The following is a 19,144-nucleotide window of genomic DNA, read 5'->3' as shown; positions in this document are numbered from 1 at the left end:
TTTACAGCGCTTGCGCGAGTATAAATTTTGCAAAATCCTCGCGAGAGTTCGGGCATTTGCACACTTCGTAGTATTCATAACCCAGCTCGCGCGCACTAGCCCTATAAAAAATATCCAGCTCAAAATCGGTCTCGGAGTTATCCACGCAAAACGCGATCGGAAATATGAGCGCTTTTTTGCTCTGCAAATCTCGCAAAACGTCCGCGATATTGGGCTCTAGCCACTTCACGGGGCCAAGGCGCGATTGATACGCCAAAATGATCTCTTTAAATTTAATCCCGCGCGCAGCCAGCAGATCTTTTAAAATTTCCACGTGCGCTTCTACCTGCGCCTCGTAGGGATCGCCCGCGGCGATCATTTTTACCGGCAGCGAATGGGCAGAAAATATGAGTGAAATTTGCGAAATTTCATCCGCGCTAAATTTTGCGACGCAGCTTGCGATTAAATTTAGCAAAATTTCGTTGTAAGCGGCGCTGTCGTAGAAGATGTCGATGATTCTATAATTTTTTATACCGAGCTGTTTAAGTGCCGCCTCGGCAGAGCACAGGCTCGATTGCACCGTAGTTTTTGAGAAGTGCGGATACAAAGGCATCAAAATTATCTCGTCAAAATCCGCGTATTTTTTAAACACATCCTCCGCAAAAGGCGGCGTGTAATTCATCGCATAATCGCAAATTAGCTCATCTATCGGTTTTTCATCCTGCAGCGCCGCGTTTTGCGACGGCTCGCCCTGTGCCTGTGCCTCTTGCGGCGGCTCACCTGCGGCGCTTGCGTCCGCCGCACCTTTAAATTTTAATCCCGCGCTTAATTCGGCTCGCGCTAGTTCATTTACCCGCTCACAAAGCGCTTCGGTAATGGAGCATATCGGCGAGCGTCCGCCCAGTTTTTCGTAGTTGCTACGCGCCGCCGCCGCTCTACTTCTTACGATGAGCGCGGCTAAAACGCTGCGCCAAAAATCGCTCTTAACGCCCAAAATAAAGGGGTCGTTAAACATATTTTTTAAAAAAACTTCAACCTCGCTCAGATTGTTCGGACCGCCCATGTTGAGTAAAATTAGGGCTTTTTTCATGAGATGATTTCTCTGATTTTTATCGCGTCCTCAACGCTTGCAAGACCTGCGTTCGTGCTGCTGTCGCACATCTCGCAAAACGCTTCGTGTTCACGCCGTAGCGAAAAGTCATCGCGATCGACGCGCAGATTTACGCGCCCGTCAGGCGTAATTTTAAAAAGAGTTATTGAGACCAGATCGCCGAAATATACGCCGCTATCGGTGCAAATCTCGATACCGTGGCGTCTGATCGGATAGAGATTGGACTGCATTAGCGTGCAATAGCAGCCGCTTTTTGTGTGGAGTGTCGCGCATGCGGCTAGAGTGCGCTCTTTAGAGATATTTTTGCTAAGTTCTATGCAGGCGATCTCGCTGTGAGAAAGCAGCCGCACAAGATCGATATCTCTAAAAAGGGCATTGGCTACGATATCTGCTCTATCATCGTTTGCAAAACCGCTTACGAAGCTCATCGAAAAAATTTTATCCCCCTTGGCAAGCTCGCGTAGCAAGGATACGATGACAGGATTGTAGCGGTCGGAGTAGCCTACGGCTAGGCGCGTGCCGTTAGTGGTGACTGCGTAGTTTATCTCTCTGGCTTCGGCTAGGCTTTGCGCGAGCGGAGATTCTACAAAGATATTTTTGGTAAACGGCAGGCATTTTAAAATCAGCTCTTTATGCGATGGCGGGGGAGCCGTGATGACTACGGCATCGGGCTTAGCGACGTTAAAAAGATCGGTTAGATTATCAAAGATCGGATAGCGCGGGCCGAAATTTTCACTGCTGCCCTTATGATAAAGCGCTACAAGTTCGAAATAATCGCTCCTTCTTAGCTCGCTGAAGTGCTTTTGACCAAGCTCGCCCATGCCTATGATCGCTATCTTTTTTTTCATCGTTATGCCCTAAATTTAATCTTTCGCGCCATTATAACTAAGAATGGTTAAAATTTTATAGTTTTTAAAATCTAATTTAGCTAAAATGCGCCTTTAAAATTTAACTTGAAATCAGGACAAATCATGGATATTAGAAGCGAATATTTAAATTTCTTTGCAAGCAAGGGCCATCAGATCATCCCCAGCGCGCCGCTAGTGCCAGATGATGACAGCTTACTTTTTACAAACGCGGGCATGGTGCCCTTTAAAAGCATATTCACTGGAGCCGTACCGCGCCCGACGCCGCCTATTCGCACGAGCTGTCAGACCTGCATCCGTGCCGGCGGCAAACACAACGACCTAGACAACGTCGGCTATACCGCGCGCCATCATACGTTTTTTGAGATGCTTGGCAATTTCAGTTTCGGCGAGTATTTCAAAGAGCAGGCGATCGCCTATGCGTGGGAGTTTATCACCGAAATTTTAAAGCTTCCTAAAGACAAACTTTACGTCACCGTGCATGAAAAGGACGACGAAGCTTACGAGTTCTGGGCGCGCCACATAGCGCAGGAGCGCATCTACCGCTTCGGCGATCACGATAACTTTTGGGCGATGGGCGATACCGGACCATGCGGTCCGTGCAGCGAAATTTTTTACGATCAGGGCGAGGAGCATTTTCACTCATCCGAGGATTATATGGGCGGCGACGGCGACCGCTTTTTAGAGATTTGGAATTTAGTTTTCATGCAGTACGAGCGCAGCAAAGACGGCAAGCTTAGCCCGCTTCCAAAGCCTAGCATCGACACGGGCATGGGGCTTGAGCGCGTCACGGCGATTAAAGAAGGCAAGTTTAGCAACTACGACAGCTCGCTTTTTATGCCGCTAATTGATGAGGTTGTAAAACTTTGCGGCAAACCTTACGTTTATGAAAGTGGCGCGAGCTACCGCGTCATAGCCGATCATATCCGCTCGGTTACGTTTTTGCTAGCGCAGGGAACAAATTTTAATCGCGAGGGTAGGGGATATGTTTTGCGTAGAATTCTGCGCCGTGCCGTTCGCCACGGCTATTTGCTCGGTATAAAAGAGCCCTTTATGTATCGCCTCGTGGATAAAGTATGCGAGCTGATGGGCGGGCACTATGCCTATCTGAACGAGAAAAAGCAAGCCGTAAAGGAGCAGATCAAACTCGAAGAGGAGCGATTTTTTGCCACTTTGGCAAACGGCATCGAGCTTTTTAACGAGGAGCTTGCGCGCACTAAAGAAATTTTTAGCGGCGAGGTCGCGTTTAAACTATACGATACCTACGGCTTTCCGCTCGATCTGACCGCCGATATGCTGCGCGAGAAAAATTTGCGCGTGGATGAGGCTAAATTTGACGCGCTTATGAGCGAGCAAAGGCAGATAGCTAAAGCCGCATGGAAGGGCAGTGGCGATAAAAACGTCCGTGGCGATTTTAAGGCACTGCTAGAGAAATTTGGTGAGAATAAATTTAGCGGTTACGAAGAGCTTAGCCGCACGAGCAAGGTTTTAGCGCTGCTTAACGAGGATTTTGCGGAAGTGGATGAGCTCAAAGCCGGCGATATCGGCTGGGCGATGTTTGATGTCACTCCGTTTTATGCACAAAGCGGCGGTCAAACGGGCGATAGCGGCGAAGTGGAGTCCATAGCCGATGTGTTTGATACGCAGAAATTTTATGGGCTAAATTTATCCCACTTGCGCCTTAATCGTAACCTAAAAATTGGCGATATCGTCGGGCTCAAGGTTTCTGAGGAGCGTGAGCAGATTGCACGTCATCACAGCGCGACACATCTTTTGCACGCGGCGCTTCGTGCGGTGCTAGGGGCTCATATCGCTCAAGCAGGAAGCTTGGTTGAAGCGGACCGCTTAAGATTTGACTTCTCGCATCCTAAGGCACTTAGCGACGAGGAGCTAGCTAAAATCGAGGAATTTGTAAATAACGCCGTTTGCAAGGGCTGTGCGGCAAAAACTGAGATTATGGATATAGATGACGCTAAAAACAGCGGCGCGATTGCGCTTTTTGGCGAAAAATACGGCTCAAAAGTGCGCGTTGTGAGCTTTGGAGAGATTAGTAAGGAGCTTTGCGGCGGAATTCACGTGCGTAATTTAAGCGAGATAGGACCGTTTTTTATCGTCAAAGAAAGCGGCGTAAGTGCGGGTGTTAGGCGTATCGAGGCAGTTTGTTCGCGAGCTGCTTTAAATTTGGCGCTTCAAAATCGCGCTAAGCTTGCTGAAATTTCTACAGAACTAAAAGGGATTGAGCCTCTCCGCGCGATTGAGAAATTAAAAGATGAGATCAGATCACTAAAAGATCAGATCAAGCATGCAAGCAGTTCCCATGCACTGGCATTTTTAAATGTCGGCGATATCAAACTTTGCGTAGCCTCGGTCGAAAGCGGTGATATAAAAACTATGATAGATGAGTTTAAAAATAGCCACGAAAAAGCGGCGATAATGCTAATGCAAGTGGGTGCAGACGGTAAAATTTCAATCGCAGCGGGCGTTAAAAACGCGCCTATTAAAGCGGGCGAGTGGGTTAAGCTAGCAGCGCAAATTTTAGGCGGCGGCGGCGGCGGACGCGATGATTTTGCAACCGCAGGCGGCAAGGACGTGCTAAAAATCGAAGAAGCAATTAAAGAAGCGACCTCTTACGCAAAAGGTAAAATTTGAACGAAATCGATACCGGCTTCATCAAAGCCTCGCAAATTTTGCCGCTGATTCATATTTTAAGCGTGATTTTTTTGGTCTGCGCGCAGATCTGCGTATTTTTGATCGCGCGGATTTTTATGAATTTAAGCAGTAAAAGTCAAGCGGATGCGAAGGATGTAAAATTTGCAGAAATTTTACGATATATGAAACGCTATGAGCAGTTCTTTGCACTATTTTTGGTGATCGTTTGCGTAAGTGGATTTTTTCTTGCGGACGGCGGAAGTTTTAAATTTTCAGATCCTATGGTAAAAGGTGCGATTGCGACGCTATGGGCTGGCGCCGGCTTTATACTACTAAATTTTATCTACATGCATTATAAAATTTCATCTTTGAAGCGAGCTTTGGATGCAGGAAATGAGCTTGAGGCGAATGAGCATTTAATCATCGTCGTTAAATATTTCATCCCGTTAAATATCGTAGTTACGCTGATTTGCGTTTATCTAGGCGTGACTGTGGGCGAGTTTTGATGATTTATTTAGCTTCCAGCTCGCCTACTAGGGCGCAAATTCTAAAGGATAACGGCGTAGAATTTACGCAAATTCCTTTTAATTTCGATGAAAGCGGCATTAGCAAGGATGATGCACGCACCTATGCTTACCGCGTTGCCGTAGCCAAGAAAACGCAGTTTTTTAAAATTTATAAAAATTATGATAGAGTGCTGTTTGCCGATAGCTCCATACTTGCCGGCGGCGAAATTTTAGGCAAGGCACGTGATGAAGCGGACGCATTAAGGATGCTGCGAGCTCAAAGTGGTGCTAGCTGCGCCGTTTATACTGCGATGATTTTTTGCAGTAAGGCGTTAGAGCTTTCGGCACTTAGCGTCGCAAGCTTTGAATTTGCGGAATTTACTGAAGCGGATTTAAAAGGCTATATCGCTAGCGGCGATTGGCGCGGCAAGGCGGGTGCGATGAGCATCGAGGGCTTTAACGAAAAATATATCTTAAGTTCGCGCGGTTCTAAATTTACTGCGATGGGGCTTGATCTGGAAATTTTAAAGAGGTTTGTATGGTAAGAGTTTTATTTAGTTTTATTACGGTTTGTGCGTTTGCCGCAGGCGGAATTTTTTTGTATTTTTACTCGCAAATCCGCTTGGAATCGGACTCTATCATCGATTATCATCCCGAGCTTACGACTAAAATTTATGATCGCAACGGTAATTTGATAGCCAATGTTTTTAATGAACAAAATAGAATTTACGTAAAATTTGACGAGATCCCAGGTCGCGTGATCGAGGCGCTCGTAGCTATCGAGGATACGGCGTTTTTCGAACATGGCGGTGTGAATGTCGAGGCGATTTTTAGGGCGATTATTAAGGACGTCAAAGCGATGAAATTTGTCGAAGGGGCTTCTACGATTACGCAGCAGATCACGCGAAATTTAGTTCTTTCGAGCGAAAAGAAGCTTGATCGCAAGATCAAAGAAGCGATCCTATCGCTTAAGATAGAAAACGCCCTAAGCAAGGAACAAATTCTAGAGCGTTACTTCAACGAAGTATATTTCGGACACGGATATTATGGCATCCGCACGGCGGCTTTAGGATATTTCAAAAAAGATTTGCAAGATTTGAGTCTTAAAGAGATCGCGATTTTAGTGGGCTTACCGAAAGCTCCTAGCAGCTTTGATCCTACTAAGCACCTGGATTTGTCGCTTTCGCGCGCCAATAACGTGATTTATAGGATGCATGAGCTCGGCTGGATAAATAAGACCGAATATGAGCTTGCGATGAACGAGCAGCCTACGATTTATAATGAAACGCTCACGCAAAACGCAGCGCCGTATGCCGTAGATGAGATCATAAAAGAAGCGGAAAAAATTCTACCGGATGTCCGCACGGGCGGATACCGTATAGATACGAGCCTTGATCTAAAGGCGCAAGCGATGGCGCAAGAGGCATTAGTTTTCGGCTACAATGAAATTTTAAAGCGCAACAAAGACGCCAATGCAAGCAACGTAAACGGCGCTATGGTCGTCACGCATCCGCAAAATGGCGAAATTTTAGCCTTAGTAGGCGGCGTGGATTACGCGAAATCAAATTTCAATCGTGCCAGCCAATCCCAGCGCCAAACTGGCTCCAGCTTCAAGCCTTTCGTCTATCAAATTGCCCTTGATATGGGCTACTCGACGATGACTGAGGTGCCCGATATAGCTAGAGAATTCGACGACGGCAGTGATAAAACGTGGAAGCCGAAAAATTACGACAAGACTTACAGCGGCTATATCACGATCAAAGAAGCTTTAACTCGCTCGCGCAACCTTGCCTCGATCAATCTGATGCAATCTATCGGCGTTGATCGCGCGGTAAAAAAGCTGGGCGAGTTCGGCTTTAAAAACGTCCCGCCCGCCCTGTCGGTAGCTATTGGCAGCTACGGAATTTCGCCGCTTGAATACTCCACGATGTATTCGATGTTTCCGGGGCTTGGGATTACTGCAAAATCAAAATTTATCGTTTCGATTACCGATAAGGACGGCAAAACTCGCTTTATCGAGCCTGAGCGCCGCCGCGTGCTGCGCCCGGAGCAGGCATATCTGATGACTACACTACTAAAAAATATCGTGCAGCGCGGCACCGGTACTCGCGCACGCGTGCAAGGCATCGACATAGCGGGCAAAACAGGCACCTCAAACGATAGCATAGATGCATGGTTTTGCGGCTTTACGCCGGATTTACAGATCATAATCTGGTATGGCAACGACGATTATAAACCTATGCGAAAGGTCGAGGGCGGTGGGCGTACTGCAGCGCCTGTCTTTGCGCGCTTTTTAGCAAACTACCTCAAAGAGTATCCGCAAACTAAACGAAATTTCACGGTTCCAGACGGCGTCTTTAGCAGCTCATACAACGGCAAAGAGGAGTATTACACTAAAATTTCGCCGCTTCCTAAACCTCGCGAAAGTAGCAGCGACGGATCATTTTAAATTTAGAGCAAATCCAAATTTTATCCGTTTTCGGAAGCCCTTACATAGATTGCGTTTATTAAGCACAATATAAATATGCTAATTTATAGTTTGTTTAAGGTTGTATGCGCTAAAATGCGTAATCATTTTATTTAGGGGTTAAGATTGCAGGATTTAGAATTTTAAAGTAAAAAGATAAGAATAGAAAATACTCGTATAAAATTCGGTAAATTTTTTACGAAATTGTGTTTTATATATTTTTTATATTCTCTTAGCGCTTTTATAATTCCCGAAAATATTTTAGATATTTCTCCTGCGTGCTTAAATTTCGTAAATTTTATGAAAAGCTATTTTCCAAATATCGAAATTATCGGTAGTATTAGCCCATACACCCAACTTTTGGAATTTTACGTTAGTATTATGTGGGTATACGGGATTATTATTTTTGCGGTTTCTAGCTTATATTCATTGGTTTATTATATTTACTTTTGCAGATATGATGATGATTTTATCTTGGTTGCAAAAAAGAAGCGTAAAAACGATTGCCCGTTTTTGTTGCTTCCATTTATGTTCGGTCTAGGTATTTTTATGTTTGAGGTTTATTATACCGGATATTTTGCAAGCAGCGGTATAAGCATAAGAACAAGCCATTTTATGCCGGAATTTCAAAGTAGATTTTCAATTTTTGGATATATCTTTTTCTTTCAATCCGGTTTATCTCTTTCGAGTTCCGCAATATTAATGTCTGCATTCGAATTTATTTACAAAATATATTTCTATCTAAAAGGAGTGAAAGATGCAGAGCAAAGTCAATGAAAAGAGCGGCGTATTGAATTAAAAATTTGGAGTATTATCGTATGAAATTTCAAAGTTATAAATCTGAAATGCCTCTTTTTATGATCAAAGATTATTGGACTAAAATCAGTACGGAATGTTATTTAATATTAGCTGTATTTTTAGTTATATTTCTATTTTTCTGCAGAGGAAGTGCTTGGGCATATCAATTTTTAGGAGCTGTTACTTTTTTGGTGGGAATTTTATTTATTAATAAACATAAATTTTTAAATTTCTATTCCGATAGAATAGAATATAATTCTTTATGCAAAAATTATAACGATGTATATTCGGTACATAAAAGTGTAAAGGCTTCTAATTTCGATAAAATCGCTATTTATAAATTTTCTGGACTCGTGATTGAAGACGCGTGCAAATACAATGCCAATATAACTAGGTTTAAAAAATTTCTCTTGCTAATTTTATCGTACGCTTTGCATCCGATAAATCTTCTTTGCTTTTGTGTACTTAAAATTTTAAGAAGAATAGATAGCATAAATTTAAATGTTCTAATTTTATTAGATAGTACTCATAGTAATTATTTTGCCATTCCGCTAACTATGTTAAGTGAGTATGAACGAGTAAATTTGAAAAAGTATTTAAAAGACAAACTAAATCTAAATCTTGATAACATTGAGATCAGGGATAGATTTGTAGATATAAACTTTGGCTCAAGATAAGTTAAAAACTTTCAAAGGAGTTTTTAACTATGATCCTGCCGATGAAAAACAAGTATATAATTCGTTTTCGAATTTCAGAAAAGAAATTTAGAGAAATTTTAAAGTATTTTGCAGAGGATATAGAGGCTACTAAAATAGCAAATTTTACAGGAATCTCTAGAATTTCCATTAATAAGATTCTAAAAAGCATTAGAGTTTTGATCTCTCAAGAATGTGAAAAGATAAGCAAATTTAATGGCGAGATAGAGATAGATGAAAGCTACTTCGGAGCTAAAAGAGTAAGATGTAAGATAGGTAGAGGAGCAAGCGGAAAGCAACCGGTATTCGGTATGTTTAAAAGAGATGGTAAGGTCTATACTCAGATAGTAAAGAACTGCTCTGCTAGTGAACTAATACCAATACTATCGCAATATAGCGAGCTTGATAGCTCTACTATCTATTCTGATTGCTGGAAAGCTTATGACGGATTGGTTGATTACGGAGCTAAAGCTCACTATAGAGTAAAACATTCAAAGAATGAATTTGCTAATGGAAAAAACCATATAAATGGTATTGAGAATTTCTGGGGATATGCTAAACATAGATTATCTAAATTTAAAGGCATCAAGAAAGAGAATTTTTTGCTTCATATTAAAGAATGCGAATTTAGATATAATACTAAAACTACACAGGAAAACCTATATCAGAAACTGTTGAAATTGATAAGAGAGAATCCGCTTAACTTATCTTGAGCCTAAATTTTATATAAAATTTTCTAAAATACCTTATTCCAGTATACTTTAATAAATTCCAGCTTAAGCAGATAAATTTTATCTTTTTATTGACGAGCCTCAATGCTTATCGAAATTTAAATAGGTAAAATTCTCTCCTAATTTCAGTTAAAGGAGTGAGAATGGCAGAATATAAAAAGCTCTGGATGACGCTTGTAGCGGTACTCATCGTGGGCTTTAGTTTCTTGGGTTTTTACGGCGGCGAGGTGTATAGGCAGTCTCCGCCGGTGGTAAAATTTACCGATGCTAGCGGAGCTGAGCTAATCAGCACCGAGCGCATTTACCGCGGGCAGGAGGCCTGGCAGAGCATCGGCGGTATGCAGGTGGGCTCGATCTGGGGTCATGGAGCGTATCAGGCGCCCGATTGGAGCGCGGATTGGCTACATAAGGAGCTGGTTGCGTTTATGGATATCAAGGCGCAGGAGCGTTTCGGCGTGAAATTTGACGCCTTAAATGACGAGCAAAAGGCGCAGATCAAAGCGCTTACAAAGGCCGAGTACCGCACCAACACCGTAAAAGACGGCACCGTTAAGCTAAGCGATGATCGCTTAAAGGCTATGGCGGTCGTAAAAGACGAGTACATGGGTGTTTTCGGAAACGATCCGCGCTTTAAAAAGCTTCGCGAGGATTACGCGATGAAGGAAAATACGCTCGCAAACGAGCAACACCGCGCCGAGCTCGTGGATTTCATCTTTTGGACTGCGTGGGCGGTTTCTACGGATCGTCCGAGCGGAGAGGCGACCTATACCAATAACTGGCCGCACGAGCCGCTGATAGACAATGTCCCTACCACGGAAAACGTCGTTTGGACGATCGCAAGTCTCGTTATTTTGCTTACCGGCATCGGTCTTTTAGTGTGGTTTGGAAATTTCTACGGCAAAAAGGACGAGGATTTCGAGGCTCCTGCGAAGCTTAGCGCCGATCCGATCGCCGCTTTGGCGCTTACGCCGTCGCAAAAGGCGCTTGGCAAATATCTTTTCGTAGCGGTTGCATTGTTTGCATTTCAGGCCTTCATCGGCGGCTTTGTTGCGCACTATACGATCGAGGGTCAGTCCTTTTTCGGGCTGGATATTTCGCAGTATATCCCTTACTCGCTAGCGCGCACCTGGCACGTGCAAGCGTCCATTTTCTGGATCGCTACGGGTTTTTTGGCGGCGGGATTGTTTCTAGCTCCGATCATCAACGGCGGCAAGGATCCTAAATTTCAAAAGCTCGGCGTGGACGTGCTTTTCTACGCGCTTCTTTTCTTGGTCGTCGGCAGCTTCGCGGGCGAATACATGGCGATTGCGGGCAAGATGGATCCAAGCAGCAGTTTCTGGATCGGACATCAAGGATACGAGTATTTAGACCTCGGTAGAATTTGGCAGCTGATACTGTTTGTGGGCCTTGTGATCTGGATGGTACTCGTGCTTCGCGGCTTTATCGCGGGCTTTAGAGCCGAGGGCGATAAGAATTTATTGGCGATTTTTACCGCTTCGGTTATCGCCGTGGGGCTTTTTTACGGCGCTGGACTATTTTACGGACAGCGCTCGCCAATCCCTGTAATGGAGTATTGGCGCTGGTGGGTCGTGCACCTTTGGGTCGAGGGATTTTTCGAGGTTTTCGCGACGGCGTCTTTGGCGTTCGTGTTCGCGTCCTTGGGCTTAGTAAGCAAGAAATTTGCCACCTACACTTCGATTGCTAGCGCATCGATTTTCCTAATCGGCGGAATTCCGGGCACCTTCCACCACCTCTATTTTGCGGGCACCACTACGCCGATAATGGCTGTGGGTGCGAGCTTCTCGGCGCTTGAGGTCGTGCCTTTGGTGCTTTTGGGCTCAGAGGCGTTTCACTATTACAAACTTCAATTCGCGCAGGATTGGGCTAAGCGTTTAAAATGGCCGCTTTACTGCTTCATTGCCGTGGCGTTTTGGAATATGCTGGGCGCGGGCGTTTTCGGCTTTTTAATTAATCCGCCGCTTGCGCTATTTTATATTCAGGGCTTAAATACCACCGCAGTGCACGCTCATACGGCGCTATTTGGCGTATACGGCTTTTTGGCGCTCGGCTTCGTGTGGCTCGTGGCGCTGTACATTTACAAAGACAAAAGCTTCGACGATACGCTGATGAAGATCGGCTTTTGGGCGCTAAATGCGGGTCTGCTTCTAATGGTGCTAATCTCGCTTCTGCCGGTTGGAATTTTGCAGGCATTCGCGGCGATCGACGTGGGTATGTGGTACGCAAGAAGCGCGGAATTTTTGCAAAAAGATAGCCTCTACGGGCTTCGCTGGGCGCGCATCATCGGCGATACGATCTTTTTGGTAGGAAGCGTGTGCTTCTTGCTCCAAATCGTGCGAATGATATTCTCACGCGCTAAATAGAGCTTTCGCGAGCTTTTATCGCTTGTTTGCCTCGCAGGAATTTTATATTCTTGCGAGGCTTTTTAAATTTAGCGCGCTTCGCGCGAGCTTTTTTCCGCAAAGGGGAGCTGCGCGCGAGTCTTTGCCGCGGACGATATCCGCGCGAGCTTTAAGTTTAGCCGCAAATTGCGCTAAATCTTTAAAATTTTAAAATTTCATCCTCTTAAATTTACCCGAGCCAAATTTTAAATTTGCTACAATTACCGCCAAAATTTCAATCTCAAGGAGTGGAAAATGGGTGTGCGAGAGCAAATTTTAGAAGACATTAAAACGGCGATGAAAAGCGGCGATCACTTCCGCAGAGACAGCCTGCGGATGCTTAACGCCGCGCTTAAGCAGGTCGAGGTGGACGAGCGCATCAGCCTTAGCGACGAGCGCGTCTTTAGCATACTTCAAAGCGAGATCAAGCGCCGAAACGACTCTGTGGAGCAGTATCGCGCGGGCGGTCGCGACGATCTGGTGCAAAAAGAGCAGGGCGAGATCGAGATCATCGCGTCCTATCTGCCCGCGCAGCTAAGCGATGCCGAGCTTGCCGCCGAGGTTGGCTCGCTAATCGCCAAGCTCGGTGCGAGCGGCGCAAAGGATATGGGGCGCGTGATGAAAGCCGCCAAAGAAGCGCTCGGCTCAAGAGTGGACGGCAAGCGTCTAAGCGAGGCGGTCAAAGCGGCACTGAAGTAGCCTTAGAGGCTTTGGATTTTAAAAGCTGGAGCTGCTTTTTATAGTCGTTGCAGCTTTACGGAGTGGAATTCTATGCCGGAATTTTACGACGCGGAATTACACGCCAAAATTTCGCTGCTGAAATTTTTTAAGATAGAGCTTTAGCTGCGGAATTTATACGCTAATTTAAAATTTTAAAGGATCATCATGAAAAAATTTATCGCGGTTTTACTAGCTGTCCTGCTTGTGGGATGCCAGTGCAAACAAAACGTAGTGCCTGGGGCAAATGAAACGCCCGAAAAGATTACGGCATTTTTCATAAACGATGGCAAGGAATACATCGTAGGTGAGAAACTCAGCTATGTCCTAACGAACGGCTCGTCGCTTAAGAATATCTCGGAATTTTACGATGGCGGATACGCCAAAGGGCTTAAGCGCGAGTTTGTACAGATCGAAGTAACCGATGCTAAAAACGGCGAGGCGCGCGGTAGCTTCAGTGCTTTTTTAAACTCTGCCGCAGGAGCAGACGTCGCCAAAATCAAAGCTCTAGCGAACCGCATCGAAATCGATGAGAAAAAAGGCGAGATAGAAGCGATTTTCTACTTCGATGCGCGCGTCGTACAGATCAAAAATCTTAGCGAAATAATGAAGCCAAGCGATAGGCTGCGCTCTCCGATTCCGGCAAACATCGAGGTTAGGCCCGAACGCTGCGAGGGCAACGCCCTATTGTATACGATAAGCACCATCGTAGCTGTGCCGATAATAATCGTGGGAACGGTACTGTTTCTGCCCGTGGTGATGATGCAGGAATATAGCCCGCGATAATAAAAGCCGTAAAATTCCGTATCTTGCAGCGAAACTTACAATGTAATGATCGATGAAGCTCGGCGAAATTTGGTATAACTTAGATCGCAAGTTCGATCTATTTATGATCGCATTTTATTTGGCGGCGATGTGGTACGGATTTCTTTTTAGCTTGAATCCGAAAAGCTTAGACGATCTGAAAATCGCAAATGGAATAATCATGGATGTCAGAAGCGATGATGGGCGCGAATATATGCAGATTTTTACGGATGAGCGCAAATTTATCAAAGTCTTTTTAAATGACGATACGGATAACTTAACCTCTTTTTATAAAAATAAAATTTTGCTCAATGCGGCAATTGTTGAAGCTAATTTTAAGCGCTCAGGAGCGGACGAGTGGCAAGGCGTAAATATCAAGCCTTCTATCTCGCTAATCGCATACGAATGGCTGGAAGGCAAGCGAGTTAAAGCTTGGTATCAAAGCCGTCCGTTTCCGTTTCAGGGTCGCGGCACGGCGTATCAGGTTTTATTTTTGGATTATAATGCGAGCGTCGACCCACCGCAGCGCGAGTATCTGATGAAATTCAGATATGACAAATACGCTACGACGGATGATAAATTTACGGCTACGGTATTTGGAGCTTTGACGCTCATTTTTCTTGCGATAATGGCGGGCAAATTTTATCAAGCATGGCGCCAACTGCAATAAACATTGCGCCGCAGAATTTTAACGGCGGCAAGAAAACACGGTGCGCAGTATCGATACGAAACACTTTAAAAGACGCTAGGTTGCGACGTACATTTCATTGCAGATAGCGCGCGAGCAGGATAAGCTTACGGCGATAAATTTAAATCGTCATCAAAAACAGACCGAAACGAGATTTAAAATTTTGATAAATAGCGTGCGCCGAGTTTTGAAATTTTGCGGCTCTAGCTGCGCCGGCAAGCGCAAAATTCTAAATTTTAAACTGCATAAAATTTCAAAATTTAAACTGCGCAAGATTTCAAAATTTTAAATCTCGCGCTCGTTTAGCAGTATCCATAAATTTTAAGCTCCAAATGGGAGCGAATGGGCTAAAATAGCCCATTTATCAGCCCCTTAACCACGTCTGATTTCTCCTTTTTCGCGTCGTTTTTGCTGCTATTATCGTCCTTTTTCACGCCGAAAAGCTTGTCGATGCCCTTGCCGATCTGCTTGTCGAGCTTGCCCTTGAGGTAGTCCGATTGGATATTGTATTTCGGCTCTTTAATCGTGCCGGTGATGTTTATTTCAAGATCGGTTTTTTCGATGTTTGCCTTAACCGGCACCGAAATCGCGCCCGTTTTACTATCCAGCGTGCCGTCCGTTACGTTTAGCTTGCTTTTTTGCGCGCTCATATCGGCGTTGAAATTGATTAAATTTTGCTTGATCGTGCCGTTTACTTTGGCGTCGTTATAGACCTCGCCGCCTAGATCGCGGCCTAAAATTTTGCCGATTTTATCGATCAATCCGCCGCTAGGAAGGCGACCGTTATTGATGATCGCGTCGAATTTTCCGCTGTGCGAGCTAGTATTATACGTAAGATTTGCATTGCCCGTGCCGTCGTAGACGTGATCGATATTTAGAAGCGTCGTAAGCTCTTTGACGATAAAATTTTGGATTTTAAAGTTCGCTTCATCGCCCGCAATCTGTCCGTTTAACTCGCCGCCCGCAACCTTGGAATTTATGGTCGCAAACAGGCTCTTGCCGTCGTGCGAAAGCTCGCCGGTAGCGGCAATCTTGCCGTTTAGTCTGCGATTTAGAAAAAACTCGAGTCGCTGCAAACTCGGGATCAGCAGCGCGTAGTTTGCTTTAAGCGCTTTGTTTTTGAGCTCGTAGGTGCCGTTTAGGCTCTGAAGCTGCGCTAGATCGGAGTTTGCGCTTACGCTAAAGGTCGCGACGGAGTTTTTGATATTCGTCTGAGCCTGTGCGTCCGCTTTCAGATCGCTCGGGAAGTTTTTGTCCGTCGCGCCGTCTAAAAATTTCTTAAAAATCACGCCGCTAGCGAGCGAAATTTGCGCCGTGCCGTTGATGCCGTCTTTTAAGCTTAACTTCGCATCGCCGTTTATCGTGCCCTCTCCGATGGCGCTACCGTAAAACAGAGCCGAAAGCACGGCCAGATTTAAATTGCTCGCCTTAAGCTTTAAATCGCTCAAATTTCCGCTCGCATTCAGGTTGCCGCCCATAGCATTTAAATTTAAGCTTAGATTTTTAAGTTCGTTCTGCGCTAACGCCGCGCTGAGCTCGCCGTTTGCCTTGCCTTGCAGCTTCACTCCCAGGACGTTTTGCAGCGCAGCCAGATCGTTTGCATTTAGCTTCGCGGACAGCTCGCCGTTTTTGTTTTTTAGATCGTATTTAGCCTCCGCATCCGCTTTAAGCGCATCTTTAAACGCCGAAATTTGCGAGTTTGAAAGCTCAAGCGTAGAAAAATCGGTCTTTAAATTTCCGTTTGCTTTAACGTCGCCCGAAATTTTACGCCCGATAAGGCTTTCGAGCTTCGCTAGATCGGGCAAGCTTAGATTAAAATCTGAGTTTAAAGTTTTGTTTTTCAGATCAAATTCCGACTTTTCGGCGCTGATTTTGCCCAGAGTCGAATCGATCTTGCTTGCTGCTCGCAGGACGTCATTTTGCGCCGCGATGTCCGAGTTTAGCGTGATTTGCACGCCCTTTGGGATGGAGATATTCATATCTTTAAACGCAGATTCGTTTAGGATCAAATTTGAACTTTTGATGCTCGCGTTGCCCTCTGCGCCGCCGCTGCTAGCCTTGATGTCCGAGAGCACGTCGATATTTCCTTTTGCGTAGATCGGCAGAGAGACCACGGCAAGGGCTTTTTCGACGTTTAGAGCTTTAGCGTCGATTTGCAGATCAAGCGGCTTAAGGTCTTTTAAATTTGCTAAAAATTTTACGTTGCTATCAAAAATCCGCCCGCTACCGTTGATGCCGAATTTGTCAAGATCGCCTAAAATTTGCCCTTTTAGGCTTAGCCCTTCACTCGTTTTGATGCCGAGCTTGGCTAGATCGTGCGCGTTTGCGTCGTAGATAAGATCGAAAGAGCGCGCAAAAAGCGAGTATTTGCCCTTTACGTTTACGTTCGCAGCGTCATTTACGTTGGCGCTGATGTCCAGATCGCTGAAATTTAGATCGAATTTCTCAAGTTTCACGTCAAGCCCGCTTTTTTCTTTGATCAAATTTTCTACGTAAGGCTTGGTGAGATTGTTGCCAAAATCGCTGAAAAATAGGCAGCCTGCGCATACTATAAGCAGGATTAAAATTCCTGCGATTATGCCGAAAATTTTCATTTCGTCCCCTTAAAAATTTAAAATTTGAGGGTATTATAGCCCTTAAAATTTAACGTTTGAAATCTCAATACTTGAGTTTAAATCACTAAAGTTTTATAAAAATTTTTCATAAACTATTGACAAGATTTTAAATTTTGCATATAATCTTAGCACTCAAACACATTGAGTGCCAATTTTAGAAATCACAAATCAAAGAAAGGACTGAAATGAAATTTCAACCACTTGGCAAGCGCGTTCTAATAGAGCGCGGGGAGGAAACAAAAAAGACCGCTTCGGGCATCATCATCCCAGACAATGCTTCAAAAGAGAAGCCTTCGACCGGCAAAATCGTAGCCGTCGGCAGCGAATGTGAAGGCGTCAAAAATGGTGATACCGTAGCGTTTGCAAAATACGCAGGTAGCGAGATCAGCTTAGACGATAAGAAATTTCTTATCTTAAATTTAGAAGATGTTTTAGGCATAATTAAATAAAAAGGATTAAAAATGGCAAAAGAGATTATTTTTTCAGACGATGCAAGAAACAAGCTTTACGCGGGCGTTAGGAAGCTAAACGATGCTGTAAAAGTTACGATGGGACCTCGCGGTCGCAATGTCTTAATCCAAAAGAGCTTCGGCGCTCCGGCGATCACAAAAGACGGCGTTAGCGTGGCTAAAGAGATCGAGCTAAAAGATACGCTCGAGAATATGGGTGCTTCTTTGGTGCGCGAAGTAGCGAGTAAAACTAACGATCAGGCAGGCGACGGCACTACTACAGCAACCGTGCTAGCTCACGCGATTTTTAAAGAGGGCCTACGCAACGTAACTGCGGGCGCAAATCCGATCGAGGTTAAACGCGGTATGGATAAATTTAGCGCTGCGGTTATCGAGGAGCTAAAAAAATCATCTAAAAAAGTAAGCGGCAAAAAAGAGATCGCTCAGGTTGCTACTATCTCTGCTAATAACGACAGCGCGGTGGGCGATCTGATCGCAGATGCGATGGAGAAGGTCGGTAAAGACGGCGTCATCACCGTTGAAGAAGCAAAATCGATCAATGATGAGTTAAACGTAGTCGAGGGAATGCAGTTTGACCGCGGCTATCTAAGCCCATATTTCATTACAAATGCCGAGAAAATGCTAGTTGAGCTAAGCTCGCCGCTAGTACTTCTATTTGACAAAAAAATTACAAATTTAAAAGACCTATTACCGGTTTTGGAGCAGGTTCAAAAAAGCGGCAAACCGCTTCTAATCATCGCCGAGGATATCGAGGGCGAGGCACTTGCGACTTTAGTCGTAAATAAACTTCGCGGCGTGCTAAACATCTCTGCGGTCAAAGCCCCTGGATTTGGCGATCGCAGAAAGGCGATGCTTGAAGATATTGCAATTTTAACGGGCGGTACCGTCATCAGCGAGGAGCTTGGCAGAACGCTAGAAAGTGCTTCTATGGCCGATCTTGGACAAGCCGAGCGCATCGTGATCGACAAAGACAACACCACTATCGTAGGCGGCGCGGGCAAGAAAAAAGATATCGACGCGCGCGTTTTGCAGATCAAGGCTCAGATCGCCGAGACTACGAGCGATTACGATAAAGAGAAGCTTCAAGAGCGCATGGCTAAGCTTAGCGGCGGCGTCGCGGTCATCAAGGTGGGCGCTGCGACCGAAACCGAGATGAAAGAGAAAAAAGATCGCGTGGACGACGCTCTAAACGCAACTAAAGCAGCCGTAGACGAGGGTATCGTAATCGGCGGCGGCGCTGCTCTAATCAGAGCGGGACTTAGCGTAAAACTAGCTCTAAGCGGCGACGAGCTTATCGGCGCAAACATCGTTAAGCGCGCGCTTTTCGCTCCGCTTCGCCAGATCGCCGAAAATGCGGGATTTGACGCAGGCGTCGTAGCTAATAAGGTCGAGCAAGGCTCAGATAAAAAATTCGGCTTCAACGCCGCAAACGGCGAGTACGTCAATATGTTTGAAGCGGGCATCATCGATCCTGTGAAGGTCGAGCGCATCGCGCTTCAAAACGCGGTATCCGTCGCAAGCCTACTTCTAACGACCGAAGCGACCGTAAGCGAGATCAAAGAGGAGAAACCTGCAATGCCTCCAATGCCTGATATGGGCGGAATGGGTGGCATGGGCGGAATGATGTAGCCCCATAGGAGCGTCATTCG

17 protein-coding genes are annotated in these 19,144 nt (G+C 45.2%); 14 read left to right on the top strand and 3 right to left on the bottom strand.

The features are described 5' to 3' along the window. Position 1: 1 nt before the first annotated feature. The gene (gene hemH / locus Q0323_RS07930; protein ID WP_298053309.1) at positions 2-1,069 is read right to left on the bottom strand and encodes a ferrochelatase; all 1,068 of its coding nucleotides are present in this window, start codon (positions 1,067-1,069) and stop codon (positions 2-4) included. Then, positions 1,066-1,938, bottom strand: coding sequence for a Gfo/Idh/MocA family oxidoreductase (locus tag Q0323_RS07925; protein ID WP_298053308.1), 873 nt, complete (start codon positions 1,936-1,938; stop codon positions 1,066-1,068). The genes hemH and Q0323_RS07925 overlap by 4 nt, the downstream gene beginning before the upstream one ends. A gap of 123 nt (positions 1,939-2,061) precedes the next feature. Between Q0323_RS07925 and alaS the strand changes: the two genes are divergently transcribed. The 12 genes from alaS to Q0323_RS07865 all read left to right on the top strand — a co-directional run bounded on the left by alaS (position 2,062) and on the right by Q0323_RS07865 (position 14,699). Continuing rightward, positions 2,062-4,605, top strand: coding sequence for an alanine--tRNA ligase (gene alaS, locus Q0323_RS07920; RefSeq protein ID WP_298053305.1), 2,544 nt, complete (start codon positions 2,062-2,064; stop codon positions 4,603-4,605). Then, a complete protein-coding gene (locus tag Q0323_RS07915) occupies positions 4,602-5,111 on the top strand; it encodes a hypothetical protein (RefSeq protein WP_298053304.1) in 510 nt (169 codons plus the stop codon). Before alaS ends, Q0323_RS07915 begins: the two co-directional genes overlap by 4 nt. Further along, positions 5,111-5,656 (top strand): septum formation inhibitor Maf, encoded by a 546-nt coding sequence (maf, locus tag Q0323_RS07910; RefSeq protein ID WP_298053340.1) that lies wholly within the window; start codon positions 5,111-5,113, stop codon positions 5,654-5,656. Before Q0323_RS07915 ends, maf begins: the two co-directional genes overlap by 1 nt. Beyond that, positions 5,650-7,560: a transglycosylase domain-containing protein gene (locus tag Q0323_RS07905; RefSeq protein WP_298024723.1), complete on the top strand. Its 1,911-nt coding sequence runs from the start codon at positions 5,650-5,652 to the stop codon at positions 7,558-7,560. The genes maf and Q0323_RS07905 overlap by 7 nt, the downstream gene beginning before the upstream one ends. 318 nt (positions 7,561-7,878) lie before the next feature. Next, positions 7,879-8,355 carry a hypothetical protein gene (locus Q0323_RS07900; protein WP_298053301.1) on the top strand — a complete coding sequence of 159 codons (477 nt, stop codon included), beginning with the start codon at positions 7,879-7,881 and terminating at the stop codon, positions 8,353-8,355. Between the two features lie 41 nt (positions 8,356-8,396). Further along, positions 8,397-9,053: a hypothetical protein gene (locus tag Q0323_RS07895; RefSeq protein WP_298053299.1), complete on the top strand. Its 657-nt coding sequence runs from the start codon at positions 8,397-8,399 to the stop codon at positions 9,051-9,053. Between the two features lie 29 nt (positions 9,054-9,082). Then, positions 9,083-9,784 carry an IS1595 family transposase gene (locus Q0323_RS07890; protein WP_298053297.1) on the top strand — a complete coding sequence of 234 codons (702 nt, stop codon included), beginning with the start codon at positions 9,083-9,085 and terminating at the stop codon, positions 9,782-9,784. A 161-nt stretch (positions 9,785-9,945) separates the two neighbouring features. After that, positions 9,946-12,183 carry a nitric-oxide reductase large subunit gene (locus tag Q0323_RS07885; protein WP_298053296.1) on the top strand — a complete coding sequence of 746 codons (2,238 nt, stop codon included), beginning with the start codon at positions 9,946-9,948 and terminating at the stop codon, positions 12,181-12,183. A gap of 273 nt (positions 12,184-12,456) precedes the next feature. Then, positions 12,457-12,900 carry a GatB/YqeY domain-containing protein gene (locus Q0323_RS07880; RefSeq protein ID WP_298053295.1) on the top strand — a complete coding sequence of 148 codons (444 nt, stop codon included), beginning with the start codon at positions 12,457-12,459 and terminating at the stop codon, positions 12,898-12,900. Between the two features lie 186 nt (positions 12,901-13,086). Next, positions 13,087-13,704 carry a hypothetical protein gene (locus Q0323_RS07875; protein WP_291936681.1) on the top strand — a complete coding sequence of 206 codons (618 nt, stop codon included), beginning with the start codon at positions 13,087-13,089 and terminating at the stop codon, positions 13,702-13,704. A gap of 52 nt (positions 13,705-13,756) precedes the next feature. Beyond that, positions 13,757-14,392 (top strand): hypothetical protein, encoded by a 636-nt coding sequence (locus Q0323_RS07870; protein ID WP_298053292.1) that lies wholly within the window; start codon positions 13,757-13,759, stop codon positions 14,390-14,392. A gap of 97 nt (positions 14,393-14,489) precedes the next feature. Further along, positions 14,490-14,699 carry a hypothetical protein gene (locus tag Q0323_RS07865; RefSeq protein ID WP_298053289.1) on the top strand — a complete coding sequence of 70 codons (210 nt, stop codon included), beginning with the start codon at positions 14,490-14,492 and terminating at the stop codon, positions 14,697-14,699. Between the two features lie 58 nt (positions 14,700-14,757). On the opposite strand, the gene Q0323_RS07860 is transcribed toward Q0323_RS07865, so the two are convergent. Then, a complete protein-coding gene (locus Q0323_RS07860; RefSeq protein ID WP_298053287.1) occupies positions 14,758-17,004 on the bottom strand; it encodes a hypothetical protein in 2,247 nt (748 codons plus the stop codon). A gap of 206 nt (positions 17,005-17,210) precedes the next feature. On the opposite strand from Q0323_RS07860, the gene groES reads away from it, so the two are divergent. Together groES and groL are read left to right on the top strand one after the other, a co-directional pair. Continuing rightward, positions 17,211-17,474 (top strand): co-chaperone GroES, encoded by a 264-nt coding sequence (gene groES, locus Q0323_RS07855; RefSeq protein ID WP_298053285.1) that lies wholly within the window; start codon positions 17,211-17,213, stop codon positions 17,472-17,474. 12 nt (positions 17,475-17,486) lie between these two features. Then, positions 17,487-19,124: a chaperonin GroEL gene (gene groL / locus Q0323_RS07850; protein ID WP_298053281.1), complete on the top strand. Its 1,638-nt coding sequence runs from the start codon at positions 17,487-17,489 to the stop codon at positions 19,122-19,124. The last annotated feature ends 20 nt before the right edge of the window (positions 19,125-19,144 follow it).

This window comes from uncultured Campylobacter sp. (assembly GCF_938030145.1).
In the GTDB taxonomy this organism is placed as follows: Bacteria; Campylobacterota; Campylobacteria; order Campylobacterales; family Campylobacteraceae; genus Campylobacter_B.
The sequence above is the reverse complement of the archived record's forward strand: the minus strand, read 5'-3'. Positions and strand labels throughout refer to the sequence as shown.

What these genes read in the sequence shown, in the direction of transcription:
- hemH (WP_298053309.1), bottom strand. Translation starts at nt 1,069, where the DNA reads ATGAAAAAAGCCCTAATTTTACTCAACATGGGCGGTCCGAACAATCTG.
- Q0323_RS07925 (WP_298053308.1), bottom strand. Translation starts at nt 1,938, where the DNA reads ATGAAAAAAAAGATAGCGATCATAGGCATGGGCGAGCTTGGTCAAAAG.
- alaS (WP_298053305.1), top strand. Translation starts at nt 2,062, where the DNA reads ATGGATATTAGAAGCGAATATTTAAATTTCTTTGCAAGCAAGGGCCAT.
- maf (WP_298053340.1), top strand. Translation starts at nt 5,111, where the DNA reads ATGATTTATTTAGCTTCCAGCTCGCCTACTAGGGCGCAAATTCTAAAG.
- Q0323_RS07905 (WP_298024723.1), top strand. Translation starts at nt 5,650, where the DNA reads ATGGTAAGAGTTTTATTTAGTTTTATTACGGTTTGTGCGTTTGCCGCA.
- Q0323_RS07900 (WP_298053301.1), top strand. Translation starts at nt 7,879, where the DNA reads ATGAAAAGCTATTTTCCAAATATCGAAATTATCGGTAGTATTAGCCCA.
- Q0323_RS07895 (WP_298053299.1), top strand. Translation starts at nt 8,397, where the DNA reads ATGAAATTTCAAAGTTATAAATCTGAAATGCCTCTTTTTATGATCAAA.
- Q0323_RS07890 (WP_298053297.1), top strand. Translation starts at nt 9,083, where the DNA reads ATGATCCTGCCGATGAAAAACAAGTATATAATTCGTTTTCGAATTTCA.
- Q0323_RS07885 (WP_298053296.1), top strand. Translation starts at nt 9,946, where the DNA reads ATGGCAGAATATAAAAAGCTCTGGATGACGCTTGTAGCGGTACTCATC.
- Q0323_RS07880 (WP_298053295.1), top strand. Translation starts at nt 12,457, where the DNA reads ATGGGTGTGCGAGAGCAAATTTTAGAAGACATTAAAACGGCGATGAAA.
- Q0323_RS07875 (WP_291936681.1), top strand. Translation starts at nt 13,087, where the DNA reads ATGAAAAAATTTATCGCGGTTTTACTAGCTGTCCTGCTTGTGGGATGC.
- Q0323_RS07870 (WP_298053292.1), top strand. Translation starts at nt 13,757, where the DNA reads ATGAAGCTCGGCGAAATTTGGTATAACTTAGATCGCAAGTTCGATCTA.
- Q0323_RS07860 (WP_298053287.1), bottom strand. Translation starts at nt 17,004, where the DNA reads ATGAAAATTTTCGGCATAATCGCAGGAATTTTAATCCTGCTTATAGTA.
- groES (WP_298053285.1), top strand. Translation starts at nt 17,211, where the DNA reads ATGAAATTTCAACCACTTGGCAAGCGCGTTCTAATAGAGCGCGGGGAG.
- groL (WP_298053281.1), top strand. Translation starts at nt 17,487, where the DNA reads ATGGCAAAAGAGATTATTTTTTCAGACGATGCAAGAAACAAGCTTTAC.